We start from the raw sequence: 19,380 nt of genomic DNA on the forward strand, positions 1-19,380 counted from the left end.
CAGCAGGTCCGGCCGCCGGTAGAAGATCGTGCCGAAGGAGACGTAGACGACCGGGCGGTCGGGGTCGATCCGGTCCAGGCCGGAGAAGGCGACCTCGTCGCCGCGGGGCCCCGCCGCACCCGGCAACCCGACCAGTCGCACGCCGTCGTCGGTGACCGCGTCGTCCCCGACGAGGGAGGGGATGGTCGGCATCAGGTTGAGGATCGGCGAACGCGCCGAGTGGGTCTTGGTCGACCACGGCACCCCGTGCCCGGTCAGGTAGTCGCCGACCTGCTCGTCGTACGGCCAGCGACCTCGTCGGTGCTCGCGCGGGCAGACCCCGCCCAGGTTGGCCCAGATCATCCCGTACGGCACGCCGGACGCCCGTGCGCCGACCATGGCCGACGCCGTGACCGGCAGCGAGTCGACGAGCACGAAGTCGGGCGCCGTCGCGCGGAGCGCGTCGGCCGTCAGGTCCGCCACTGGCGAGGACCGGAGCATCGGGCCGATCTTCGCCGGGTCGCCGCTCCACGGCGCCATCTCGACCTGGCCGACCATGTGCACCCGCGCCTCGCCCAGAGCCTGGCGACGCCGCTCGTCGAGCGAGCCGCCGTCCGCGGACAACAGCAGCAGCGAGACCTCACCACCGGCGCTCCGGAGCGCGTTGACCACCGGGACGTACGGGTTCAGGTGACCGTGCTGAGTCGTGGTGAGGAGGGCGACGCGCATCAGACCTCCGGTCCGTGGAAAGAAGACGACCAGGCCGACCCGGGCAGGGAAAAAGGAACCGCCGACGTTCGGGTAATGCGACGTTCAGGTGATGCCGGAAAACGCTGCACATTCCCCGTCATCGCTGATGGGGGCATTGATCGACGTTACTCGGGACAATTCCGAACAACCGGGTTCGCTGCCTGCCCCCGGCGGCCTCGCAAAGAGTGCCGGGAACCGCGATCGATGTCAACGCCCCACCGCCGCCGCCTATCGCCACTATGTGGGACGCGACTTCGAGCGGGTGCCGCCCCGGCCGCCGGCCGGTGTCGCGCCGACCCGGCGCCGGCGGGGCCGGGCCGTGCCGGGCGGTCGTCGAGGTGGTCGTGCGCGCAGGCCGGGGGAGGGGTCTTGAGCAGCGTTTTCGGGTCGGTCCGGAGCAGGGTGCTGGTCCGGTCGGGGTGCGGGGGCTGAGCCGGATGCGCCGCGGCGGGTCGTCGGCCGGTCGGCTCCGACCGGTCCTCCGGGCGACAACCGAAGAGGCGTTCGTCGCTATTCTCAGGCCGGGGTGGCGCCGTTCTCGCCTGCGGGTGCGCGCCGATTCGATGCGGTATCCCGATGGCACCTGTCGACCCGGGTGGCCGGCATCAGTCGAGCGCGCGTCGCTGGGCCTCGACGAGCAGGGTTCGCACGGCCTCCAGTTGTTCGAGGCCGCTCACGAATCGCGCGCCCATGACGCCGTCGTCCTCGCGGCCCTCGCGGAACACCCGCAGGCACGCGCGTGCGCCGTCCTCCAACGAGCGCAGCGCCGAGGTCCAGTGGGAGCGGATGCGTTCCTCCGGTGGCGGGGGGAACGCGCCGGCGTCCCGCAGGACCGGCAGCAGGGCGTCGCAGGCGAGGGCGATCGCGACGGGGTCCTCGGCGGTCACCGCCTCGAACACCTCGTTGTTGGTCGTCACGACCGAGCTGTACCGGTCCCAGCCGTCACCGTAGATCCACGTGTTGACCGCTTCGTCGCGGTCGACCTCGCCCGTGACCCGCGGTGGCAGCAGGGGCGCCGCACCCGCCGAGGCGGGCCACCACGAGACGACCCCCACCGACACGACCGCGATCAGCGCCACGGCCAGCGGCTTCGCCGGTCGGGCGGCACCCCGGCGCGAGGCGACCCGGCGCGAGGCGACCAGGCCACCGACCAGCCCGGCGACCGTGCCGAGGAACGGCAGCACCTGGTGCGGGCGCGTGGCCAGCACGCTGTCGACGTGCGTGCCGTCGAGGTGCGCCCACCAGGTGGCGCCCGTCGCGACGAGCCCGGTGAGCCACGTGGCGAGCAACGCGTCGACGCGGCCGGCCCGCCGCGCCACGACCACCGCGACCGCCAGTTGCACCGCGGCGGTGAGCAGGAGCCCCCACGCCGTCAGCACGAGCGCCGAGGACGGGTCGTCCGCGGACCCGAGCGCGACGATCACCAGCGACGCCACCACGCCGCCCGCCAGGCCGACCGGCACCGCGACCCGGGGCAGCTCCCGGCGCAGGACCAGGGGCACCAGCCACACCAGGACGAGCGCGACCGCGGTCGGCACCCGGTTGAAGTTGAGGGTGAAGGGGATCGCCACGGCGTCGAGCACCACCGCGTCCACGGTGGACGCGGCGTAGCCGTGCAGCAGGTCCAGCATCGGGCGCAGGTCCTCGCGCCAGGTCGCGTCGGCCACCCTGGCCTCGCCGAACCAGCCGAGCACGCCGAAGCAGACCGCGGCCGTCGCCGCCGCGATCAGGACCCCGTGCCGGCCGGTGCGGGCGAGCGTCGCGCAGTGGCCGGCCCAGCAGCACACCAGCAGCGTGGTGACCACCAGCAACGCCAGCGCGGCGGCACCGAGCGGCGTGATCGGCGTGACGTTCTGGGCGTCGAGGCGGTCGCCGATCGCGAACCCCAGGCCGAGCGCCAGTCCCGGCACCGCGAACACGCCCCGGCGCGGTCCGCTCGCGCGCAGGGAGGCGGCGCCCCGCCACGCGATGACGCCCACCAGCACCGCCGCCGCGAGCGCCCACGCGACCCGCATGACGAGGAAGGACGCGTTGCCCTCGCGGTACCAGGTGAGCTCGCGCAGCCCGGCGACGGCGTGCCACCACGCGACCTGCACCGCCAGCGCGCTCGCCAGGGTCTCCCAGAAACCGGGGCGGAGCAGCGAGTCGGGGTCCCGCATGGCCGCCAGCCGGGCCGCCCGGGTCGGGTGCGTGGCGATCCACCGCCGGATGCTCCTGGTGGGGCTCAGGTTGCGGTACGGGTCGTCCACACCGGTCCACCGCACCACCATCGCGTCGGCGTGCTTCTCGCGCGAGCGCAGCACCGCGGTGCGCGCCAGGTAGACGAGCACCACCAGGAGCACCAGCCGCCACGCGACGCCCCAGGTGGTGGCCGTGCCCGGCAGGGACAGGTCCGGCAGCCGCCACGGGGTGCGCGACAGCAGCATCGGGTTGATCAGCACCAGCAGGTACGGGGCCAGCACCACGACCAGGAAAGCGCGCCAGACCGCGAGGGTCGCGTACGTCGTCGTCACGTCGTCGCGCACGTGCGCCAGCTCGTGCAGCACGATCGCGCGGAACGACTCGGGGTCCCTCCGGTGCAACGAGACGAGCCCCACGTCCAGGCACACGACCTTGCGCCGGTGGTGGCCGAACGCGACGCCGCCGGCCCGCCACCGGGTCGGGTCGAGCACGAACTCGGGGGCCTCGCGCAGTCCCGCCTTCGCCACCAGCTCGGCGAGGGTGTCGCGCAGCTCGTCGGCGAGCGCGCCCTCCAGCGGCACCAGCCGGGACCGCCTGATCCGCCGGCGCGGCCAGGCGAAGTAGATCACCAGCGCGACGGCGGACAGCAGCACGAGCCCCGCGAGCAGCCACACCAGCCGCGGCCCGAGGAACGCGGACATGCAGTCGCGGTAGCGGGCCCACTTGGCCTCGTCCGGGTCGACCGCGTACGTCGAGGTGAGGTAGAGGTCCGAGCGCACCTGGCACCGCGCGGAGTCCAACGAGGTGGCGGGCGGCCACGTCGCGGCGTACTGGCCGAAGACGTGCAACGTGGTCGCGATGGCCAGCACCACCAGGGTGGCGAAGCGCAGCGTCGTGCCGGACGGCACCCGCGGGGGGTCAGCTCTCACGTTCGAGGTGGGCCCTCAGCGCGTCGGCCACCCGCTTCGCCCGGTCCCCCGGCAGCCCGAGCGCCGACGCCCGCTCGCCGGCCAGTGCGTGCAGCTCGTCGAGCCGCCCGCCGCTCCCGCAGACGGCGGCCTCGCCCGTCTCGCCCACCAGCCTGTCGTAGGTGGCGTCCGCGACGGCGAGCGCCACGGGTGAGACCAGCTCGACGGCGACGTCGATGCCGGACCCGAGCACCTCGCCCGGTCGGCCGCGCCGTGCCGGCACCCGCTCCGGGTCGCGCAGGTAGGCGCGGCTGACCGGCTCGAACAGCGCCAGCTCGTCCGGCGCGACGGCAGCGACCACCCCGCGCGCGACGGTGTGGACGAAGTCCCCCCGATCCATCCCCCGATGTTCCTGGGGCAGATCAACAGTGTCACTCGACCGTTGGGGCGAATGCGCTCGACCGCGCACCCCGCCCGGCTGCGCGGCCCGGCTCCGGGAGGTCTAGTGGTCCGGCGCGTCGTACACGAGCAGGCCGTCGTCGCGCAGGCGTGCGCCCGGCGTCGGGCTGTGCGCGGTGAGGCGCCCGTCGTGCATCAGGTGGTGGGCGGGCACGCCTCGCGCCAGGACGGCGAAGTCGGCGATCAGGCGTCGGTGGCACCGCCACCACACCGACTCGCTGCACATCACCGCGGCGCGCTCCTCGCCCACCTGGCGCAGGAGGACGTCCATCGCGTCGACGAACTCCGCGCTGCGGGTGTGGGCGGCGTAGCCGCGGAACGAGGTGTTGCGCCACACCACGTCGGGTGAGTCCGGCGGTGGTTTGCGGAAGCCGCCCAGGCGCTGCTCCCACCGGTAGGCGATGCCCCCTTCGGGCAGCCACTCGGCCAACCGCTGCCGCGCCAGGTCCGGGTCGCGGCGGCTGCCCGGAGCGGTCCTGACGTCCACGACGGCGGTGACCCCGGCGCCCCGGAGGAGTTCCACCAGCGCGCCCCGGTCCGCGGTGCCGTGGCCGAAGGTGACGAGGCCGGACGGGGGCTGAGGTCCGGCGGGGTCGTTCCGGTCGTGGTCCACGGTGTTGATTGCAGCAGCTCCCGGTCGGCACGGCAGCGCTCGGCGCGTCATCCGCCGGTCGCGGGCGCCGGCGCCGGGCGGGGTTCCGGCGTTCCGGTGTTCCGGTGTGCTCGCGGCGGGAGCCGGGGCCCCTGGCGGGGTCCCGGCTCCCGTGGTCACCCCCGCGCGACGGGGCGCGTCACCGGCAGCTGAGGTTGTACTCCGGGGTCCAGCCGTCGGACAGGCCGTTGCCGTGGCCCTTCCACCAGCGGATCCCGTCGTTGTCGATGGGGCCGGCGGTGATGCGGAAGCCGGCGCCCACGTACAGCGTGTAGAGGGCGGGGGAGCCGAGGCCGGGACCCTGCCTGACCCAGGTGTTGTCGAGCACGATGGGCACCTGGCCGACGTAGCAGGAGGCCAGGGCCGTCACGGGCGCGGCCGCGGCGTCGAGCGGTTGGGCGGCCGCGGTCCCGGCCGGGAGCAGCGCGGTCGTCAGGACCGCCGCCGCGGAGGCGATGAAGCCGCTGACGACGCGGCACGTCCGGGTTGCGCGCGAATCTGTCATCTCATCTCTCCATCTCTGTCACCTCAAACGGCGGTCAACGTAATGGGCGTCATCACAGGGGGCAAGGGGCGCTTCGGGATACGATTCGGTGGGTGAGTGGGCGGACCGGGCAGGTGCAGGCGCGGCCCAGGCGTGCCTTCTACGGCATCACGGAGATCGCCGACGCGCTCGGGTTGAACCGCCAACTCGTCACCGTGTGGCGCAAGAGGCGCAGCCACGGGTTGCCCGAACCGGACGCCGAGCTGTCCTCCGGCCCGATCTGGCGGGGCGAGACGATCGAGCCGTGGATCGACGGCCTGCGCGGCCGGCGCGGCGCCCCGCCGGGCCCGCTGGAGCCGGCGACGGCACTGCGGGTCTGCCGCGGGATCCTGCGGTTGGCCGCACTGGTGCTGGAGCAGCCGCCCCGGGCGCGGTTGCTGTCCCAGGCCCTCGGCGAACTGCGGGAGGTGCGGCCACTGGTCGTGGCGAGCGCCCACGACGACCTGGGGCGCGCCGTCCGCGCCCTGCTCGCGCGGGTGGAGGAGCACCTCGACCCGGGCGACCACGACGAAGCGCTGCCCCGCGTCCGGCAGGCGGTGCTGGCCGCGCTGCCGCTGATCCCCGACGTCGTCGAGGTCCGCGTCGGGGTCGGTCGCGCCCACCTCCAGTAACCTGATCACCCGTGATGATCGAGGAGGCGATGGACCGGAACCTCGCCGAGCACGCCGCCCACCTGCACCGGGGTTCACCGGTCGCCACCGTCACCGACACCGGTGACCTGCTCGTCGCCGACAGCGGGCTGGACGACGACACGTTCAACCTCGTCGCGGCGGCCCGCTTCGGCCCGGAGGACGCGGCCGGGCGCATCGAGCGGACGATCCGCGCCGTGCGGGCCACCGGTCGCCCGTTCTCCTGGTGGGTCGGCCCCGCCTCCACGCCCGGCGACCTCGGCGACCTCCTCGCGGCGGCCGGCCTGCCCGCGTCGGACTCCGAGACCGGCATGTGGCGCGACCTGGCCGACCTGCCCGCGGTCCCAGCCCTGGACGGCTTCGAGGTCCGCCCGGTGACCACCCCGGAGGACCTGGACGACTTCGCCGCCGTGCTCGCCGCCAACTGGGACCCGCCCGCCGCCACCGTGCGCCGCTTCTACGCCGCCGCGGCCCCGCGCGCCCTGTCCTCCCCCGCGCGCTACCTGGTCGGCCGCGTGGACGGGCGCCCGGTGTGCACGGCCGAGGCGTTCCCCCACGCGGGCGTCGCGGGCATCTACAACATCGCCACCCTGGCCACCGACCGCCGCCGGGGCTACGGCGGCGCGATCACCCTGGCCGCCCTGCGCGCCGCCCGCGCCACCGGCGCCACCACCGCCGTCCTCCAGGCGTCGGCCGACGGCGAACCGGTCTACCGCCGCCTCGGCTTCACCGCCCGCGGGCGGTTCACCGAGCACGCCTTCCCGCGCGCCGCCGACCCGTCGGCGTGATCGCGCGCTGAGGCGCCACCTCGTCGTTCCCGGCGTTCACCGGGGCGCGGTCCTCGGCCGGCGGTCCCGGGTGGGCGGCGTCCTGCTCGGACAGCGCGGTCCGGGTCTTGACTAGCGGGGGTGGTCTGCGCGACACCGCCTGCGGCGGGCTCACCGCAGCCCGGCCGTGCAGGCGCGGTGCACCGCGTCCGCGCGGTCGTAGATCTCTTCCAGTTCGGCTTCCTCCGCCACTGCGGCGAGGAACAACTCGATCATCACCTGGACGGTGGGTGGTAGGTCCGCCGCCGCAGCGAGGCGGGTGAGGGTGTTGTGCGACTGGAGGACCGGGCCGGAGAAGCGTCCGGTCGGCTCGGTGTAGCCCTTGTCGTGCAAGGTGCGGGACTTGCGGATGTCCGTGGTGAGGTGCCCGATCGTGAACCACATGTGCTCGTGGTGGTCCGCCCGCCGTTCGATGCGCCGTTGCAAGTCGTGGAAGGCGTTGATGTGGGTCGTCACCACCGCGTCCCGGTCGGCCTGGCTCAGTGGCCGGTCGCGGTCCGGTGACAGCTGTTCGGCCAACTGCCGCGTGGCGGCGGACGCCGCCGCGAAGTCGGCTTCGGTGAAGCCGACGGCCGACATGGCCTCAACGAGCTCACGCCACGTGACACTTTGCGAGCCGTGTCCGGGCATCAGCGACAACCGATCACCCAGGCTCCACCCCATGACGAAGTACCAGGGGCCGTGGGCGGGGACCGTTCCCGAAGTGCTCGGGTGGCGCGGAGGTGGATCGACCGGGCCTTGGTACACGTGCACGCCACCGGTGGCAGCGCCTATCTGCACGGCGTTGCCGTGAACTTGGCCGGTCGAGTTGCGCGTGTGCGTCATTCGCTCTCCGGGGCGGTGAGGAAGCTGACGGCACCTCGGCCGCCGGAGCGGCCAATGCTAGATCGCACCGACCGTTGGGCAACCGCATTATTCGTATGCCGCCCGAAGAGGCTTGTGCCGGGCTGGCAGCACATCGTCCAGGACACCTGCGGGCAGGAGCTTGGTCGAGTTGTGCTCCCGCACGATCCGCCAGCCGTCCGGGGTGCGGCGCCACACCAGTGACGTCGTGGTGCGGATGTCCGTGACGGCGTCGGGCGTGGTGATGCGCGCCACGAACGTGAGGGTGGACGCGGCCAGGTCCTGGCCGGCGACGACGTGGGGGCCGTCGTCCACGGCGTGGCGCGCCGAGGTCATCCCGTGGAAGTGGGGTTCCCAGATGGAACCGTAGCCGGCGGCGGTCGTCGCCACGCGCTGCTCGGGGTCGAAGTCGTCGTAGAGGCGGACGTCCGGGGAGTCGAAGTCGTAGAACCCGCCGAAGGCGCGCCGGAAGTCGAACGGCGCGTCGCCCTCGTGGCGCTCCCAGCCGAACACCCACCGGGTGTGCAGGTCCGCGATCAGTTGTTCGTCGTTCACGACTTCGACGCTAAGGGCGTGGGCCGGGCGCAGGGAGGGTGCGTCACACCCTGCCTGCCGGCACGACCGGTGAGGCGGGCAGGTCGGCGGCCACCGTGCCGAGCAGGGCGAGGGCCTGCTCCGACGCGCTGCCCGGCTCCGCCTGGTACACGACGAGCTGCTGGTCCGGCGCGTCGTCGACGGTGAACGAGTCGTAGGTCAGGGTCAGCCCGCCGACCTGGTGGTGGTCGAAGGACTTGGCCTCGCGGGCCTTGCCCCGCACGTCGTGCCGCGCCCACAGCTCGCGGAACTCCGGGCTCTTGAGGGACAGCTCGCCGATCAGTTCCGTGAGCCGGGGGTCGTCCACCAGGTCGCCGCTGTTCGCGCGCAGGGCCGCGAGCCCGGACCGGGCGACCCGCTCCCAGTCGGGGTAGAAGCGCCGGGCGGCCGGGTCGAGGAAGGTGAACCGGACCAGGTTGGTCTCACCCGGTTCCAGCATCGCGGCGAACAGCGCGCGCCCGAGGCGGTTGCCGGCCAGCACGTCCAGCCGGCGGTCGAGCACGAGCGCGGGCGTGCGCAGCCAGCCGTCCACCAGGCGCAGCAGGCCCGGGGCGACCCGCGTGCCGCCGCCCCGCCGCGCGGGGACGTGGGCCGTCCGCGCCAACTGGTGCAGGTGCGCCGACGCCTCGGGGCCCAGGCCGAGGGCGCGGGCCAGGGCGCGCACCACCTGCGCGGAGGGGTGCTGCTCCCGCCCCTGTTCCAGCCGGGCGTAGTAGTCCGCGCTGACGCCGGACAGGTGGGCGACCTCCTCGCGCCGCAGGCCCGGTGTCCGGCGTCGGCCCGACCGGGGCAGCCCGGCCGTGGCCGGGTCCGTCATCTCCCGCCGGGCGCGGAGGAACTCGCCCAGGGGGTTGCTGTTGTCCACACCACGACGGTAACCGCGCGCGCGGGCGGTTTCCTGGTAGTGCCACACCCAGGATAAGTCCGTCCTGGATGGACGCCGGCGGACCGGACACGATCGGTCCCATGAACGACAACTTCGCGCACAACCCCGTCGGACTGCTCGCCGGCCGGGTCGCGGTGGTCACCGGGGCGAGCGCCGGGATCGGCGCCGCGACCGCGCGCCGCTTCGCCGCCGCCGGCGCGGCGGTGGCCCTGCTCGGCCGGCGGGCCCGGCTGCTGGACGACCTCGCCCGGACCCTGCGGGAGGAGGGCGCGGTGGACGTCCTGCCGGTCGCGGTCGACGTGACGGACCCGGCCGCGCTGGCCGCCGCCGCCGAGGCGATCCGCGGCGACCTGGGCCGGCCGGACCTGGTCGTCGCCAACGCGGGGATCATGCTCGGGGCGCCCTTCGACGCGGCGGACCCGGCCGAGTGGGACCGGATGATCGACGTGAACGTGCGGGGCCTGCTGGCGACCGGCCGGGCGTTCGTCGCGGACCTGCTCGACGCGGCCGGGGACGGCCGGCCCGCGGACCTGGTGCACCTCGGCTCGATCGCGGCGGAGGTCGTCTTCGCCGACTACCCGGTCTACGGCGCGACCAAGGCGGCGGTCACCCAGCTGACCCGCAACCTGCGCGCCTCGCTCGGACCCCGCGGCGTGCGGGTGCGGTCCGTCGACCCGGCGTTCGCGGTCACGGAACTCGGCGCCGACATGGCGCACGAGGCCACCCGGGCCGGGCTGGAGGGGATGCGGTCGGCCATCACGACCATCACCGCGGAGGACGTGGCCGAGGCCATCACGTTCTCGGTGGCGGTGCCGGCCCGGGTCAACATCGCCGAGCTGACCGTCGTGCCCACGCAGCTCGGCTGAGCCGGGGCGACCCCGGCAGAGGGGCGGCAGAGGGGCGGCAGGGGGGCGGCAGGGGGGCGACGGCGGGCCGGGACGGGGCGACCCCGGCAGCGAGCCGGCAGGGGGCCGGCAGGGGGCGGCAGCGGGCTGGCAAGGGGCGGCGGCGGGCCGGGAGGGGGCGACCGGCTCGCCGGCCGTCGTGGTTGTGGTCCGTTCGCACCACATCGCCGGCCGGTGTTCCTCCATAGCATGCGGCGCAGGGGTTCGCGGGGCGCCACGGGGAGCGCGCCGGGGTCCCGGTTCGCCGGCGTGCGTCGCCGTCGAGGGCAGTCCGCGCCACTCGAAGCCGCCAGAGGAAGAATGCCTGTATCGCCGTTGTCGGAGGAGCACTTCGCCGGGGAGTCGCGGCGGTCGGTCGTGCCGGTGCCGGGATTGGCGAGGACCACCCGGTGGGCACCGGGTGGATATGTCCGATTCGCGTCGGCGATTCGTCGGTCGAGCGGATTCCCGGCAGGTCGCCGGCCGGTCCGGAGTGGACCGGAGAGCGGTCCGGTGTGGATCGGGAGCGGGTCCGGTGTGGACGCCGCGGCGGGCGCGCCCGTCGCCTGCGCCGGCCCGCGGCGGGCGCGCCCCTCGTCCGCGCCCGATCGGCTGTTCGGCCGTGCCCCGTTGGGCCGTTCGTCCCTGTCAAGACCTCCGTTGAGGTATTTCGGGTTACGTGGATCCGAAGCGCGCGCTGCGTCGTCGAACTTGTTCAGCTGTCGTTACCGGAAACGGGGTTCGCGCTGGTGGACAAGGCCGCAAACCGTGCTATAAAGCGTCTCTCGGGGAGGTGCTGTCGCAAAAAGACCACCGGTCGTTGCGCTGGAGGGAACAGGACAGTTGGTGCCGATGGACCACGGTGACGCCTTCACGGTGCTGGCCGGCCTGCTCGCCGAGTGCTCGGCGGGCGCGGGCAGGCTCGCCCTGGTCAGGGGTGGCCTGGCCAGCGGGAAGACCGAACTGCTCCAGCGGTTCCAGCGGCATGCCGCCACGACGGGCGCGATGCTGCTCACCGCGACCGGCGCGCCCGCCGAGCGCTCGCTGCAGGCCGGGGTCATCGACCAGTTGTTCCACGGCGCCGGGTTGCCGCCGGAAATAGCGGACCGCGTTTCCCACCTCATCACGCCGATAGCGGTGAACGTGGACGAACCCGGCTCGGACGTGCGGACCATCCACCATTCCCACGTCCGGCCCGTTCATGAATTGTGCGGAATTCTGCTCGAATTGTCGCGGGAACGCCCGGTCGTGCTGTGCGTGGACGACGTGCAGTTCGCCGACAGCTCCTCGCTGCAGTTCGTCCTCTACCTGCGGCGGCGGATGAGGTCCGCGCGGGTGCTCGTCGTGCTCGCCGAGTGGGAGCAGCCGCAGCCGACGCTGCCGCTGTTCCACGCCGAGCTGACCCGCCGGCCGCACCACCGCGTCCGGCTCGCCCCGCTGGGGCCGGAGGGGGTGGCCGACCTGCTGGGCGACCGGGTGCCCGACCCCGCCGCGATGGCGACCGCCTGGCACGCCCTCACCGGCGGCAACCCGATGCTGGTCCGCGCCATGGTCGAGGACCTGGAGGCCGGGCACGAGACCGGACCCGACCGGGTCGGCCCCGCGTTCGGGCGGGCGGTGCTGGAGTGCCTGCACCGCTGGGAGGCCGGGTTGCCCGAGGTCGCCCGCGCCATCGCCGTGCTGGGCGAGGAGCGGACCCCGGTCCTGCTGGGCAGGCTGGCCGGCACCACGCCCGAGGCCGTCGAGCAGGCGGTCGAGGTGCTCACCGCCGCCGGCCTGCTGCTCGACGGCGGCTTCCGCCACCCCGGCGCGGCGTCGGTGGTCCTCGACAGCACGCCGGGCGCCGAGCGGTCGCGGTTGCACGCCCGCGCCGCCGAACTGCTCTACCAGCGCGGCGCGGCGGCGGACGTGGTCGCCGACCACCTCGTGGCCGCGGACCGGGTGGCGCCGGGCTGGCCGGTGGCCGTGCTGCGCACCGCCGCCGAGCAGGCGCTCGTGGGCGACGACGTGGCCGCCGCCGTGCGCTACCTCGAACCCGCGCTGCCGGTGGTCGAGCGGGACGAGCGGTTGGGCATCGTCAGCGTCCTGGTCCGGGCGCTGTGGCGGGTCAACCCGGCCGCCGCCGTCGTGCACATGGAACCCATGCACGAGGCGATGTGGGCGGGCCGGCTGCGCGGCCGGGACGCCATGACCGTCGTGCAGCACGCCCTGTGGATCGGCGACGAGGCCACGGCGGTGCGCGCGCTCGCCGTGCTGAACGACGACCCCGGCATGCTGGACGCGCAGAGCGCGGCCGAGCTGCGGATCATCTGCCAGTGGTTCCACGGCCTGGGCCCGGCGACCGCCGTGGCCTCCGACGTGGTGGCCGACGCGGACCCGTGGGTGGCCGCGGCACAGGCCGTCGGCACGTTCTGGACCACGGAGTTCCACCCCGACGCCGTCGCCAGCGCCGAGCAGATCCTGCGGAGCTGCCGGCTCGGCGACATGTCGCTGGAGGTCGTGCTCACCTCGCTGCTGATCCTGGTGCACGGCGGGCGCGCCCAGCGGGCCGAGCGGTGGTGCGACCGGCTCGCCGCCGAGGCCGACCGCGGCGGCGCGGTGACCTGGCAGGCGATCCTGGAGGTCGTCCGGGCCGACATCGCGCTGCGGCGCGGCGAGGTGGTGCTCGCCGCCGCGCGCGCCGACCTGGCGCTGGGGCTGCTGCCGCACCCGGGCTGGGGCCTGTCCATCGGCTACCCGCTGGCCGTGCTGCTGGAGGCGAACACCGCGCTGGGCCGCCACCGCGTGGTCGCCGACGTGATGCGGCTGCACGTGCCCGACGCCATGTTCGCCACCGTCGCCGGCCTGCGCTACCTGCACGCGCGCGGCCACGGCAACCTCGCCGCCGGGCGGGTGCTCGCCGCGATCAGCGACTTCCAGAACTGCGGCACGCGGATGCGGGAGTGGGGCGTCGACCTGCCGGTGCTCGCGCCGTGGCGGTGCGGCCTGGCCGAGGCCAACCTGGCGCTGGGCCGCCCGGAGGTGGCCCGCGAGCTGGTCCACCAGCAGATGCGGCTGCCCGCGGGCGACCGGCGCACCCGCGGCGCGTCGCTGCGGGTCCTCGCGGCGACCGCCGAGCCCGCCGAGCGGCCGGGGCTGCTGCGCGAGGCGGTGCGGCACCTGCGGCGGGCGGGCGACCGGGTGGAGCTGGCCCGCGCCCTGTCCGACCTCAGCGACGCGCTCGACGCCCTGGGCGAGCACGGCGAGGCGCGCGGGCTGGCCAAGGTCGCGGCGGCCGAGACCAAGGCGTCCTACTCCGGCGCCGTGCCCATACCCGTCGACTGGGGCGACGGGGGCGGCGGCGACGGGCGGTCCGCCCTGAGCGAGTCGGAGCTGCGCGTGGCCGAACTCGCCGCCAAGGGCCACACCAACCGCGAGATCAGCGGGATCCTCTACATCACCGTCAGCACCGTCGAGCAGCACCTGACCCGGGTCTACCGCAAGCTGGGCGTGCGCAGCCGGGCGGACCTGCCACCCCACCTGTCCCCGCGGGCGGGCACCGGCTCGCGGGCGTTCCAAGCCCGCGGGTGACCCGCGCACCACCGTCGAGCAGAAAGAGCCACCCATGCCCAACCAGTCGACCTGCCGCGTCTGCGCGGGGACGGTCACCGAGTTCGTCGACCTCGGCACCCAGCCGCTGTCGGACGCGTTCCGGCTGCCCGAGGACACCACCGAGGAGTTCACCTACCGCCTCGCCGTGGGCGCGTGCGCGGACTGCTCGATGGTGCAGCTGATGGAGGAGGTCCCGAGGGAGCGGATGTTCCACCAGGACTACCCCTACCTGTCGCAGGGGTCCGCGGTGATGCGCGAGCACTTCCGCGCCCTGGCCGAGCGGTTCCTCCGCACCGAGCTCGCGGGCGAGGACCCGTTCGTGGTCGAGCTGGGCTGCAACGACGGCACCATGCTGGGCACCGTGGCGCGGGCGGGCGTGCGGCACCTGGGCGTGGAACCGTCCGGCGCGGTCGCCGACCTGGCCGCCGAGGCGGGCGTGCGGGTCCGCAAGGACTTCTTCGAGGAGTCCACCGCGCTGTCCATCCGCGACCAGGACGGGCCGGCCGACCTCGTCTACGCCGCCAACACGTTCTGCCACATCCCTTATGTGGACTCGATCCTGCGCGGCGTCGTGGCGCTGCTCAAGCCCGGCGGCGCGTTCGTGTTCGAGGACCCCTACCTCGGCGACATCGTCGGGCAGACCTCGTTCGACCAGATCTACGACGAGCACTTCTTCCTGTTCAGCGCCACCTCCGTGGACGCCATGGCCCGCCGGCACGGCCTGGAGCTGGTCGACGTCGAACGCCTGCCCGTGCACGGCGGCGAGGTCCGCTACACCCTGGCGCTGCCCGGCGCCCGCGCCCGCTCCGCCGCCGTCACCGCCCTGCTCGCCGAGGAGGGCGAGCGCGGCCTGCACGACCGCGCCACCCTCGACGCGTTCGGCGACCGCATCCGCACCATCCGCGCCGACCTCCTGGCGCTGCTGGAGGAGCTGAAGGCCAAGGGGGAGCGGGTGGTCGGCTACGGCGCGACCGCCAAGAGCGCCACCGTCACCAACCTGTGCGGCATCGGACCGGACCTGGTCGAGTTCATCAGCGACACCACGCCCGCCAAGCAGCACCGGCTGGCGCCCGGCTCGCGCATCCCGGTGCGCCCGCCCGCCGCCTTCGCCGACCCCTACCCCGGCTACGCGCTGCTGTTCGCCTGGAACCACGCCGAGGAGATCATGGCCAAGGAGACGGCGTTCCGGGAGTCGGGCGGCAAGTGGATCCTGTACGTGCCCCACGTGCACGTGGTGTGAGCGTGGCCCGGCACCTGGCCGGCACGCGCGTCGCGGTGCTCGGCGGCTCCGGCTTCGTCGGGTCCGCGGTGGCCGCCCGGCTGGCGGCGGCGGGCGCGCGGGTGCGGGTGGTGGCCCGCGCCCCCGGCGCGCCGCCGTTCCCGGCCGAGGTCGTCGCCGCCGACCTCACCCGGCCCGGCGCGGTGGCCGCCGCCGTCGCCGGAGCGGACGTGGTGCTGCCGCTGGTGCTGTTCACCGGCGGCGGCACGTGGCGGGTCGCCGAGGGCGACGCGGCCGACGCCGCCCGGGTCAACGTCGGCGTCGTCGCCGAGGCGGTGGCGGCGGCCGGCGCGGCCGTCGTGTTCGCCGGCTCCACCTCGCAGGTGGGCCCCGGCGCGCCGGAGCGCGTCGACGGCACCGAGCCCGACCACCCCGAGTCGGAGTACGACCGGCAGAAGTGCGCCGCCGAGCGGGTCGTGCTCGACGCGGGCGGCTGCTCCCTGCGGCTGCCCACCGTGTTCGGCCCCGGCACGGTCTCGCCGGACCGGGGCGTGGTGACCGCGATGGCGCGACGCGCCCTGGCCGGCGAGCCCCTGACCGTGTGGGGCGCCGGGGACATGGAGCGCGACCTGGTGTTCGTCGAGGACGTCGCCGAGGCGTTCGCGGCGGCCGTGGCGCACGCCGACCGGCTGGCGGGGCGGGCGTGGCTCGTCGGCTCCGGCGCCGGGGTATCGGTTCGCGCGCTGTTCGAACTCGTCGCCGCGACCGTCGCCCGGAACACCGGCCGCCCGGCCGTGCCGGTGCGGTCGGTGCCGCCGCCCGCGCACGCCACCCCGCTGGACTTCCGCAGCCTCGTCGCCGACCCGGCGGCCCTCACCCGCGCCATCGGCTGGCGCGCCCGCGTCCCGCTGGCGGAAGGGGTGTCGCGGACCGTCACCGCGCTGGTACAGTCCGGAGTGGAGGGTGTGAGCAGACCACCCCTAAGTGCCCCATAGGGGTACCCCCTACCTTTGTTGACCAGGCGGTTCGGGCCGCTGCACGCTGATCTCCGTCCCGGCGGACGGAAGGTTGCCGATGAAAGCCCGTGAACTCGCCGTCGGCGGAGCCTGGGAGTTCGAGCCCGACGTGTTCCCGGACGACCGCGGTCTGTTCGTCTCCCCGTTCCAGCAGGAGGTGTTCACCGAGGCCGTCGGCGCGCCGCTGTTCGCCGTCGCCCAGGCGAGCGCCAGCGTCTCCCGGCGCGGCGTGGCCCGCGGCGTCCACTACGCCCGCAGGGCGCCGGGCTGCGCGAAGTACGTGACGTGCTCGCGCGGCCGGGTGCTGGACCTCGTGGTGGACCTGCGGGTCGGCTCGCCGACCTTCGGCGCGTGGGACTCGGTCGAGCTGGCCGGGGACGGCTTCCGCGCCGTCTACCTCCCGCCGGGCCTCGGCCACGCGTTCCTCGCCCTGGAGGACCACTCCACCGTCCACTACCTGCTGTCCCGCGCCTACGACCCCACCGACGAGCTGGCGGTGTCCATCCTGGACCCGGACCTGGCGCTGCCGATCCCGGCGGACGCGGTGCTGTCCGAACGCGACCGCGTCGCACCGGGCCTGTCCGCCGCGCGGGACGCCGGGCTGCTGCCGGTCCACGCCGCCTGAGCCGAGGAGAGCCACCAGGTGACCGCGCCCACCCGCCGTCCCACCCAGACGCGCCTGGCCGAGTCGATGCTCGCCGCCCGCGACGCCGACGCCGCGCACGCCTGGTTCGCCCACATCGCCGAGCGCACCTGGATGCGCGTCGAGCGCGTGCCGCTGGACGACCTCGACGGCTGGGTCACCGAACCCGGCACCGGCAACCTGCGGCACCGCACCGGGCGGTTCTTCAGCATCGAGTCGCTGGCCGTCGACCTGCCCGGCGCGCCCGTGCCGCACTGGTCGCAGCCGATCATCAACCAGCCGGAGATCGGCATCCTCGGCATCCTGGTGCGCGAGGTCGACGGCGTGCTGCACTGCCTGATGCAGGCCAAGCAGGAACCGGGCAACCCCAACGGCCTCCAGCTCTCGCCGACCGTGCAGGCCACCCGCAGCAACTACACCCGCGTGCACGGCGGCAAGCCCATCCCGTACCTGGAGCACTTCCGCGACACCTCCGCCCACCGGGTCCTGGTGGACATCCGGCAGTCCGAGCAGGGCGCGTGGTTCTACCGCAAGCGCAACCGCAACATGGTCGTCGAGGTCGACGGCGAGGTGGAGGCGCAGGAGGGGTTCCGCTGGTTCACCCTCGGCGAGGTCGCGGGGCTGATGGCCGTGCCGGACCTGGTGAACATGGACACCCGCACGGTGCTCGCCTGCCTGCCCGGCGGCGGCGCGGCCCTGGCCGGCGCGGCGGTCGACCCCTTCACCGAAGCCCTGGTCCGGTCCGCCGACCCGGCCGCGCCCGGCGTGCACACCATCGGCGACGTGCTGAGCTGGATCACCGAGGTCCGCACGCGCACCGACCTCCGGGTCGCCCTGGGACCGCTGGCCGGGCTGCCGGACTGGACCCGGGAGGACGGCGTCATCGCCCACCGCGGCGGCCGGTTCTTCACCGTCGTCGGCGTGGACGTGCGGGCCGGCGGGCGGGAGGTGGCCGCCTGGTCCCAGCCCATGGTCGAACCGGTCGGCACGGGCGTGATCGCGTTCCTGGTCAAGGAGATCGGCGGGGTGCTGCACGTGCTCACCCACGCCCGCACCGAGGCGGGCTACGCCGACGTGACCGAGCTGGCGCCCACCGTGCAGTGCGTGCCCGAGACCTACGAGCACCTGCCGGTGCGGCCCCGGTTCCTCGACGAGGTGCTCACCTCGTCGAAGGTCCGCTTCGACGCCGTGCTGTCCGAGGAGGGCGGCCGGTTCCTGGGCGCCCGCAACCGGTACGTGGTCGTGGAGACGGACGCCGAGGTCGCACCGGACGACCCCGAGTACCGGTGGCTGACCCTGCACCAGTACGAGGAGCTGCTGCGGCACAGCTTCTACGTCAACATCCAGGCCCGCAGCCTGCTGCTCTGCCTGCGCAGCCTGATCCCGCGCCGGTGAGGGCGGGCGCACGACGGGTCCGGGTGGGGCGGGCGCCGTCGCCCGCCCCGGTCGCGGTCACAGGGTGGCCAGCACCTGCTTGAGGGCGTCGACCACGCGCTCCTGCGTGTCCTGGGGCAGGGACGGGTACATCGGCAGCGAGAAGATCTCGTCGGCCACCCGTTCGGTCACCGGCAGGCTCCCCCGGGCGTAACCCAGGTGCGCGAAGCCGGTCATCGTGTGCACCGGCCACGGGTAGCTGATGTTCAGGTGGATGTCGTGGGCCTTCAGGCGTTCCAGGATGTCGTCGCGCCGCGGGTGGCGCACCACGTGGACGTAGTACACGTGCGTGTTGCCGGGCGCGGTCGCGGGCAGCACCAGGTCGGTGTCGGCCAACGCCGCCGCGTACCGCGCGGCCACCGCCTGCCGGGCCGCGACGTAGTCGTCCAGCCGGGTGAGCTTGCGGCGCAGGATCTCCGCCTGCACCTCGTCCAACCGGCAGTTGTGCCCGGGGGTCTCCACGACGTAGTACGTCTTCTCCATGCCGTAATAGCGGTGGCGGCGCAGGTTCGCGTCCACCACCGGGTCGTTGGTGATCGTCGCGCCGCCGTCGCCGTAGGCGCCGAGCACCTTGGTGGGGTAGAAGGAGAACGCGGCGGCGTCGCCCATCGACCCGGCGACCCGGCCGCCGTGGCGCGCGCCGTGCGCCTGGGCGCAGTCCTCCAGCACCAGCAGGCCGTGCCGCCGCGCCAGCTCCGCCAGCGGGTCCATGGCGACGCACTGGCCGTACAGGTGCACCGGCAGCAGGACCTTGGTCCGGGGCGTGATCACCGAGGCCACCTGCTCGACGTCCATCAGGTAGGTGTCCGGGTCCACGTCGACGAACACCGGCGTCGCGCCCACGGCGTCGATGGCCAGCACGGTCGGCGCGGCGGTGTTGGACACCGTGACCACCTCGTCGCCGCGGCCCACGCCGAGCGCCTGGAGCGCCAGGCGCAGCGCGTTCGTGCCGTTGTCCACGCCGACGCAGTGGGCGACGCCGTGGTACGCGGCGAACTCCGCCTCGAACGACGACACGCTCGGCCCGAGGACGAGCCGGCCGGAGGAGAACACGGTCTCGACCGCGTCGAGTATGTCCTCGCGCTCCGATTCGTATTCGCGCGAGTAGTCCCAGACGAGCGTGGCCATCGGCAACCCTTTCCACAGGTCGGCTTCCCGGTCAGCCTAGGTCGGGCCCCTGGTTAGGGGGTAACCCCTAACTATCCAGGTCAGGGCGGTTGCTTTGGTCTTCTTGGCCGAACGTTCGCTGGTCCGTCCGGTTCAGCGCCGGGTGGCCGGCGAAGTAGGGGTCATAGGGGTGGCCGGCTCGCTTCCGGGGGAATTACGGTGACGGCGCTCCCG

General features: G+C 74.3%; 17 protein-coding genes. 8 read left to right on the forward strand and 9 right to left on the reverse strand.

What is annotated here, in order from left to right; genetic code table 11:
• The 5 genes from ACFV4N_RS20105 to ACFV4N_RS20125 form a co-directional block, all read right to left on the reverse strand.
• Positions 1–708: glycosyltransferase family protein (locus ACFV4N_RS20105; RefSeq protein ID WP_499674072.1), on the reverse strand; the 708-nt coding region annotated here is incomplete at its 3' end.
• A 626-nt stretch (positions 709–1,334) separates the two neighbouring features.
• Positions 1,335–3,839, reverse strand: a complete 2,505-nt coding sequence (locus ACFV4N_RS20110; RefSeq protein ID WP_499674073.1) for a M48 family metalloprotease — start codon at positions 3,837–3,839, stop codon at positions 1,335–1,337.
• Positions 3,829–4,218 carry a hypothetical protein gene (locus tag ACFV4N_RS20115; protein WP_499674074.1) on the reverse strand — a complete coding sequence of 130 codons (390 nt, stop codon included), beginning with the start codon at positions 4,216–4,218 and terminating at the stop codon, positions 3,829–3,831. The genes ACFV4N_RS20110 and ACFV4N_RS20115 overlap by 11 nt, the downstream gene beginning before the upstream one ends.
• 102 nt (positions 4,219–4,320) lie before the next feature.
• Complete coding sequence (locus ACFV4N_RS20120; protein WP_499674075.1) at positions 4,321–4,890, reverse strand: DUF488 domain-containing protein; 570 nt, start codon at positions 4,888–4,890, stop codon at positions 4,321–4,323.
• A gap of 178 nt (positions 4,891–5,068) precedes the next feature.
• Positions 5,069–5,434: a hypothetical protein gene (locus ACFV4N_RS20125; RefSeq protein WP_499674076.1), complete on the reverse strand. Its 366-nt coding sequence runs from the start codon at positions 5,432–5,434 to the stop codon at positions 5,069–5,071.
• Positions 5,435–5,526: 92 nt separating this feature from the next.
• Here ACFV4N_RS20125 and ACFV4N_RS20130 point away from each other — a divergent pair, with 92 nt between their 5' ends.
• Together ACFV4N_RS20130 and ACFV4N_RS20135 are read left to right on the forward strand one after the other, a co-directional pair.
• Positions 5,527–6,084 carry a hypothetical protein gene (locus tag ACFV4N_RS20130; protein WP_499674077.1) on the forward strand — a complete coding sequence of 186 codons (558 nt, stop codon included), beginning with the start codon at positions 5,527–5,529 and terminating at the stop codon, positions 6,082–6,084.
• A gap of 14 nt (positions 6,085–6,098) precedes the next feature.
• The gene (locus tag ACFV4N_RS20135) at positions 6,099–6,890 is read left to right on the forward strand and encodes a GNAT family N-acetyltransferase (RefSeq protein ID WP_499674096.1); all 792 of its coding nucleotides are present in this window, start codon (positions 6,099–6,101) and stop codon (positions 6,888–6,890) included.
• A gap of 150 nt (positions 6,891–7,040) precedes the next feature.
• Here ACFV4N_RS20135 and ACFV4N_RS20140 read toward each other — a convergent pair whose 3' ends face one another.
• From ACFV4N_RS20140 to ACFV4N_RS20150, 3 genes are all read right to left on the reverse strand, one after another.
• Positions 7,041–7,754 (reverse strand): hypothetical protein, encoded by a 714-nt coding sequence (locus ACFV4N_RS20140; RefSeq protein ID WP_499674078.1) that lies wholly within the window; start codon positions 7,752–7,754, stop codon positions 7,041–7,043.
• Positions 7,755–7,841: 87 nt separating this feature from the next.
• Entirely contained in the window at positions 7,842–8,327 is a 486-nt protein-coding gene (locus tag ACFV4N_RS20145; protein ID WP_499674079.1) for a YybH family protein, read from the reverse strand.
• Positions 8,328–8,370: 43 nt separating this feature from the next.
• Positions 8,371–9,231 carry a helix-turn-helix transcriptional regulator gene (locus ACFV4N_RS20150; protein WP_499674080.1) on the reverse strand — a complete coding sequence of 287 codons (861 nt, stop codon included), beginning with the start codon at positions 9,229–9,231 and terminating at the stop codon, positions 8,371–8,373.
• Positions 9,232–9,332: 101 nt separating this feature from the next.
• Here ACFV4N_RS20150 and ACFV4N_RS20155 point away from each other — a divergent pair, with 101 nt between their 5' ends.
• From ACFV4N_RS20155 to ACFV4N_RS20180, 6 genes are all read left to right on the forward strand, one after another.
• Positions 9,333–10,118: an SDR family oxidoreductase gene (locus ACFV4N_RS20155; RefSeq protein ID WP_499674081.1), complete on the forward strand. Its 786-nt coding sequence runs from the start codon at positions 9,333–9,335 to the stop codon at positions 10,116–10,118.
• Positions 10,119–10,988: 870 nt separating this feature from the next.
• The gene (locus ACFV4N_RS20160) at positions 10,989–13,706 is read left to right on the forward strand and encodes a LuxR C-terminal-related transcriptional regulator (RefSeq protein ID WP_499674082.1); all 2,718 of its coding nucleotides are present in this window, start codon (positions 10,989–10,991) and stop codon (positions 13,704–13,706) included.
• A gap of 34 nt (positions 13,707–13,740) precedes the next feature.
• The gene (locus ACFV4N_RS20165) at positions 13,741–14,967 is read left to right on the forward strand and encodes a methyltransferase domain-containing protein (protein WP_499674083.1); all 1,227 of its coding nucleotides are present in this window, start codon (positions 13,741–13,743) and stop codon (positions 14,965–14,967) included.
• A gap of 2 nt (positions 14,968–14,969) precedes the next feature.
• Positions 14,970–15,941, forward strand: a complete 972-nt coding sequence (locus ACFV4N_RS20170) for an NAD-dependent epimerase/dehydratase family protein (RefSeq protein ID WP_499674084.1) — start codon at positions 14,970–14,972, stop codon at positions 15,939–15,941.
• Positions 15,942–16,020: 79 nt separating this feature from the next.
• The gene (locus ACFV4N_RS20175; RefSeq protein ID WP_499674085.1) at positions 16,021–16,587 is read left to right on the forward strand and encodes a dTDP-4-dehydrorhamnose 3,5-epimerase family protein; all 567 of its coding nucleotides are present in this window, start codon (positions 16,021–16,023) and stop codon (positions 16,585–16,587) included.
• A gap of 18 nt (positions 16,588–16,605) precedes the next feature.
• Positions 16,606–18,000: an NDP-hexose 2,3-dehydratase family protein gene (locus ACFV4N_RS20180; RefSeq protein ID WP_499674086.1), complete on the forward strand. Its 1,395-nt coding sequence runs from the start codon at positions 16,606–16,608 to the stop codon at positions 17,998–18,000.
• 57 nt (positions 18,001–18,057) lie between these two features.
• On the opposite strand, the gene ACFV4N_RS20185 is transcribed toward ACFV4N_RS20180, so the two are convergent.
• Positions 18,058–19,167 (reverse strand): DegT/DnrJ/EryC1/StrS family aminotransferase, encoded by a 1,110-nt coding sequence (locus ACFV4N_RS20185; protein ID WP_499674087.1) that lies wholly within the window; start codon positions 19,165–19,167, stop codon positions 18,058–18,060.
• Positions 19,168–19,380: the final 213 nt, after the last annotated feature.

The organism is Actinosynnema sp. NPDC059797 (assembly GCF_042732085.1).
In the GTDB taxonomy this organism is placed as follows: Bacteria; Actinomycetota; Actinomycetes; order Mycobacteriales; family Pseudonocardiaceae; genus Actinosynnema.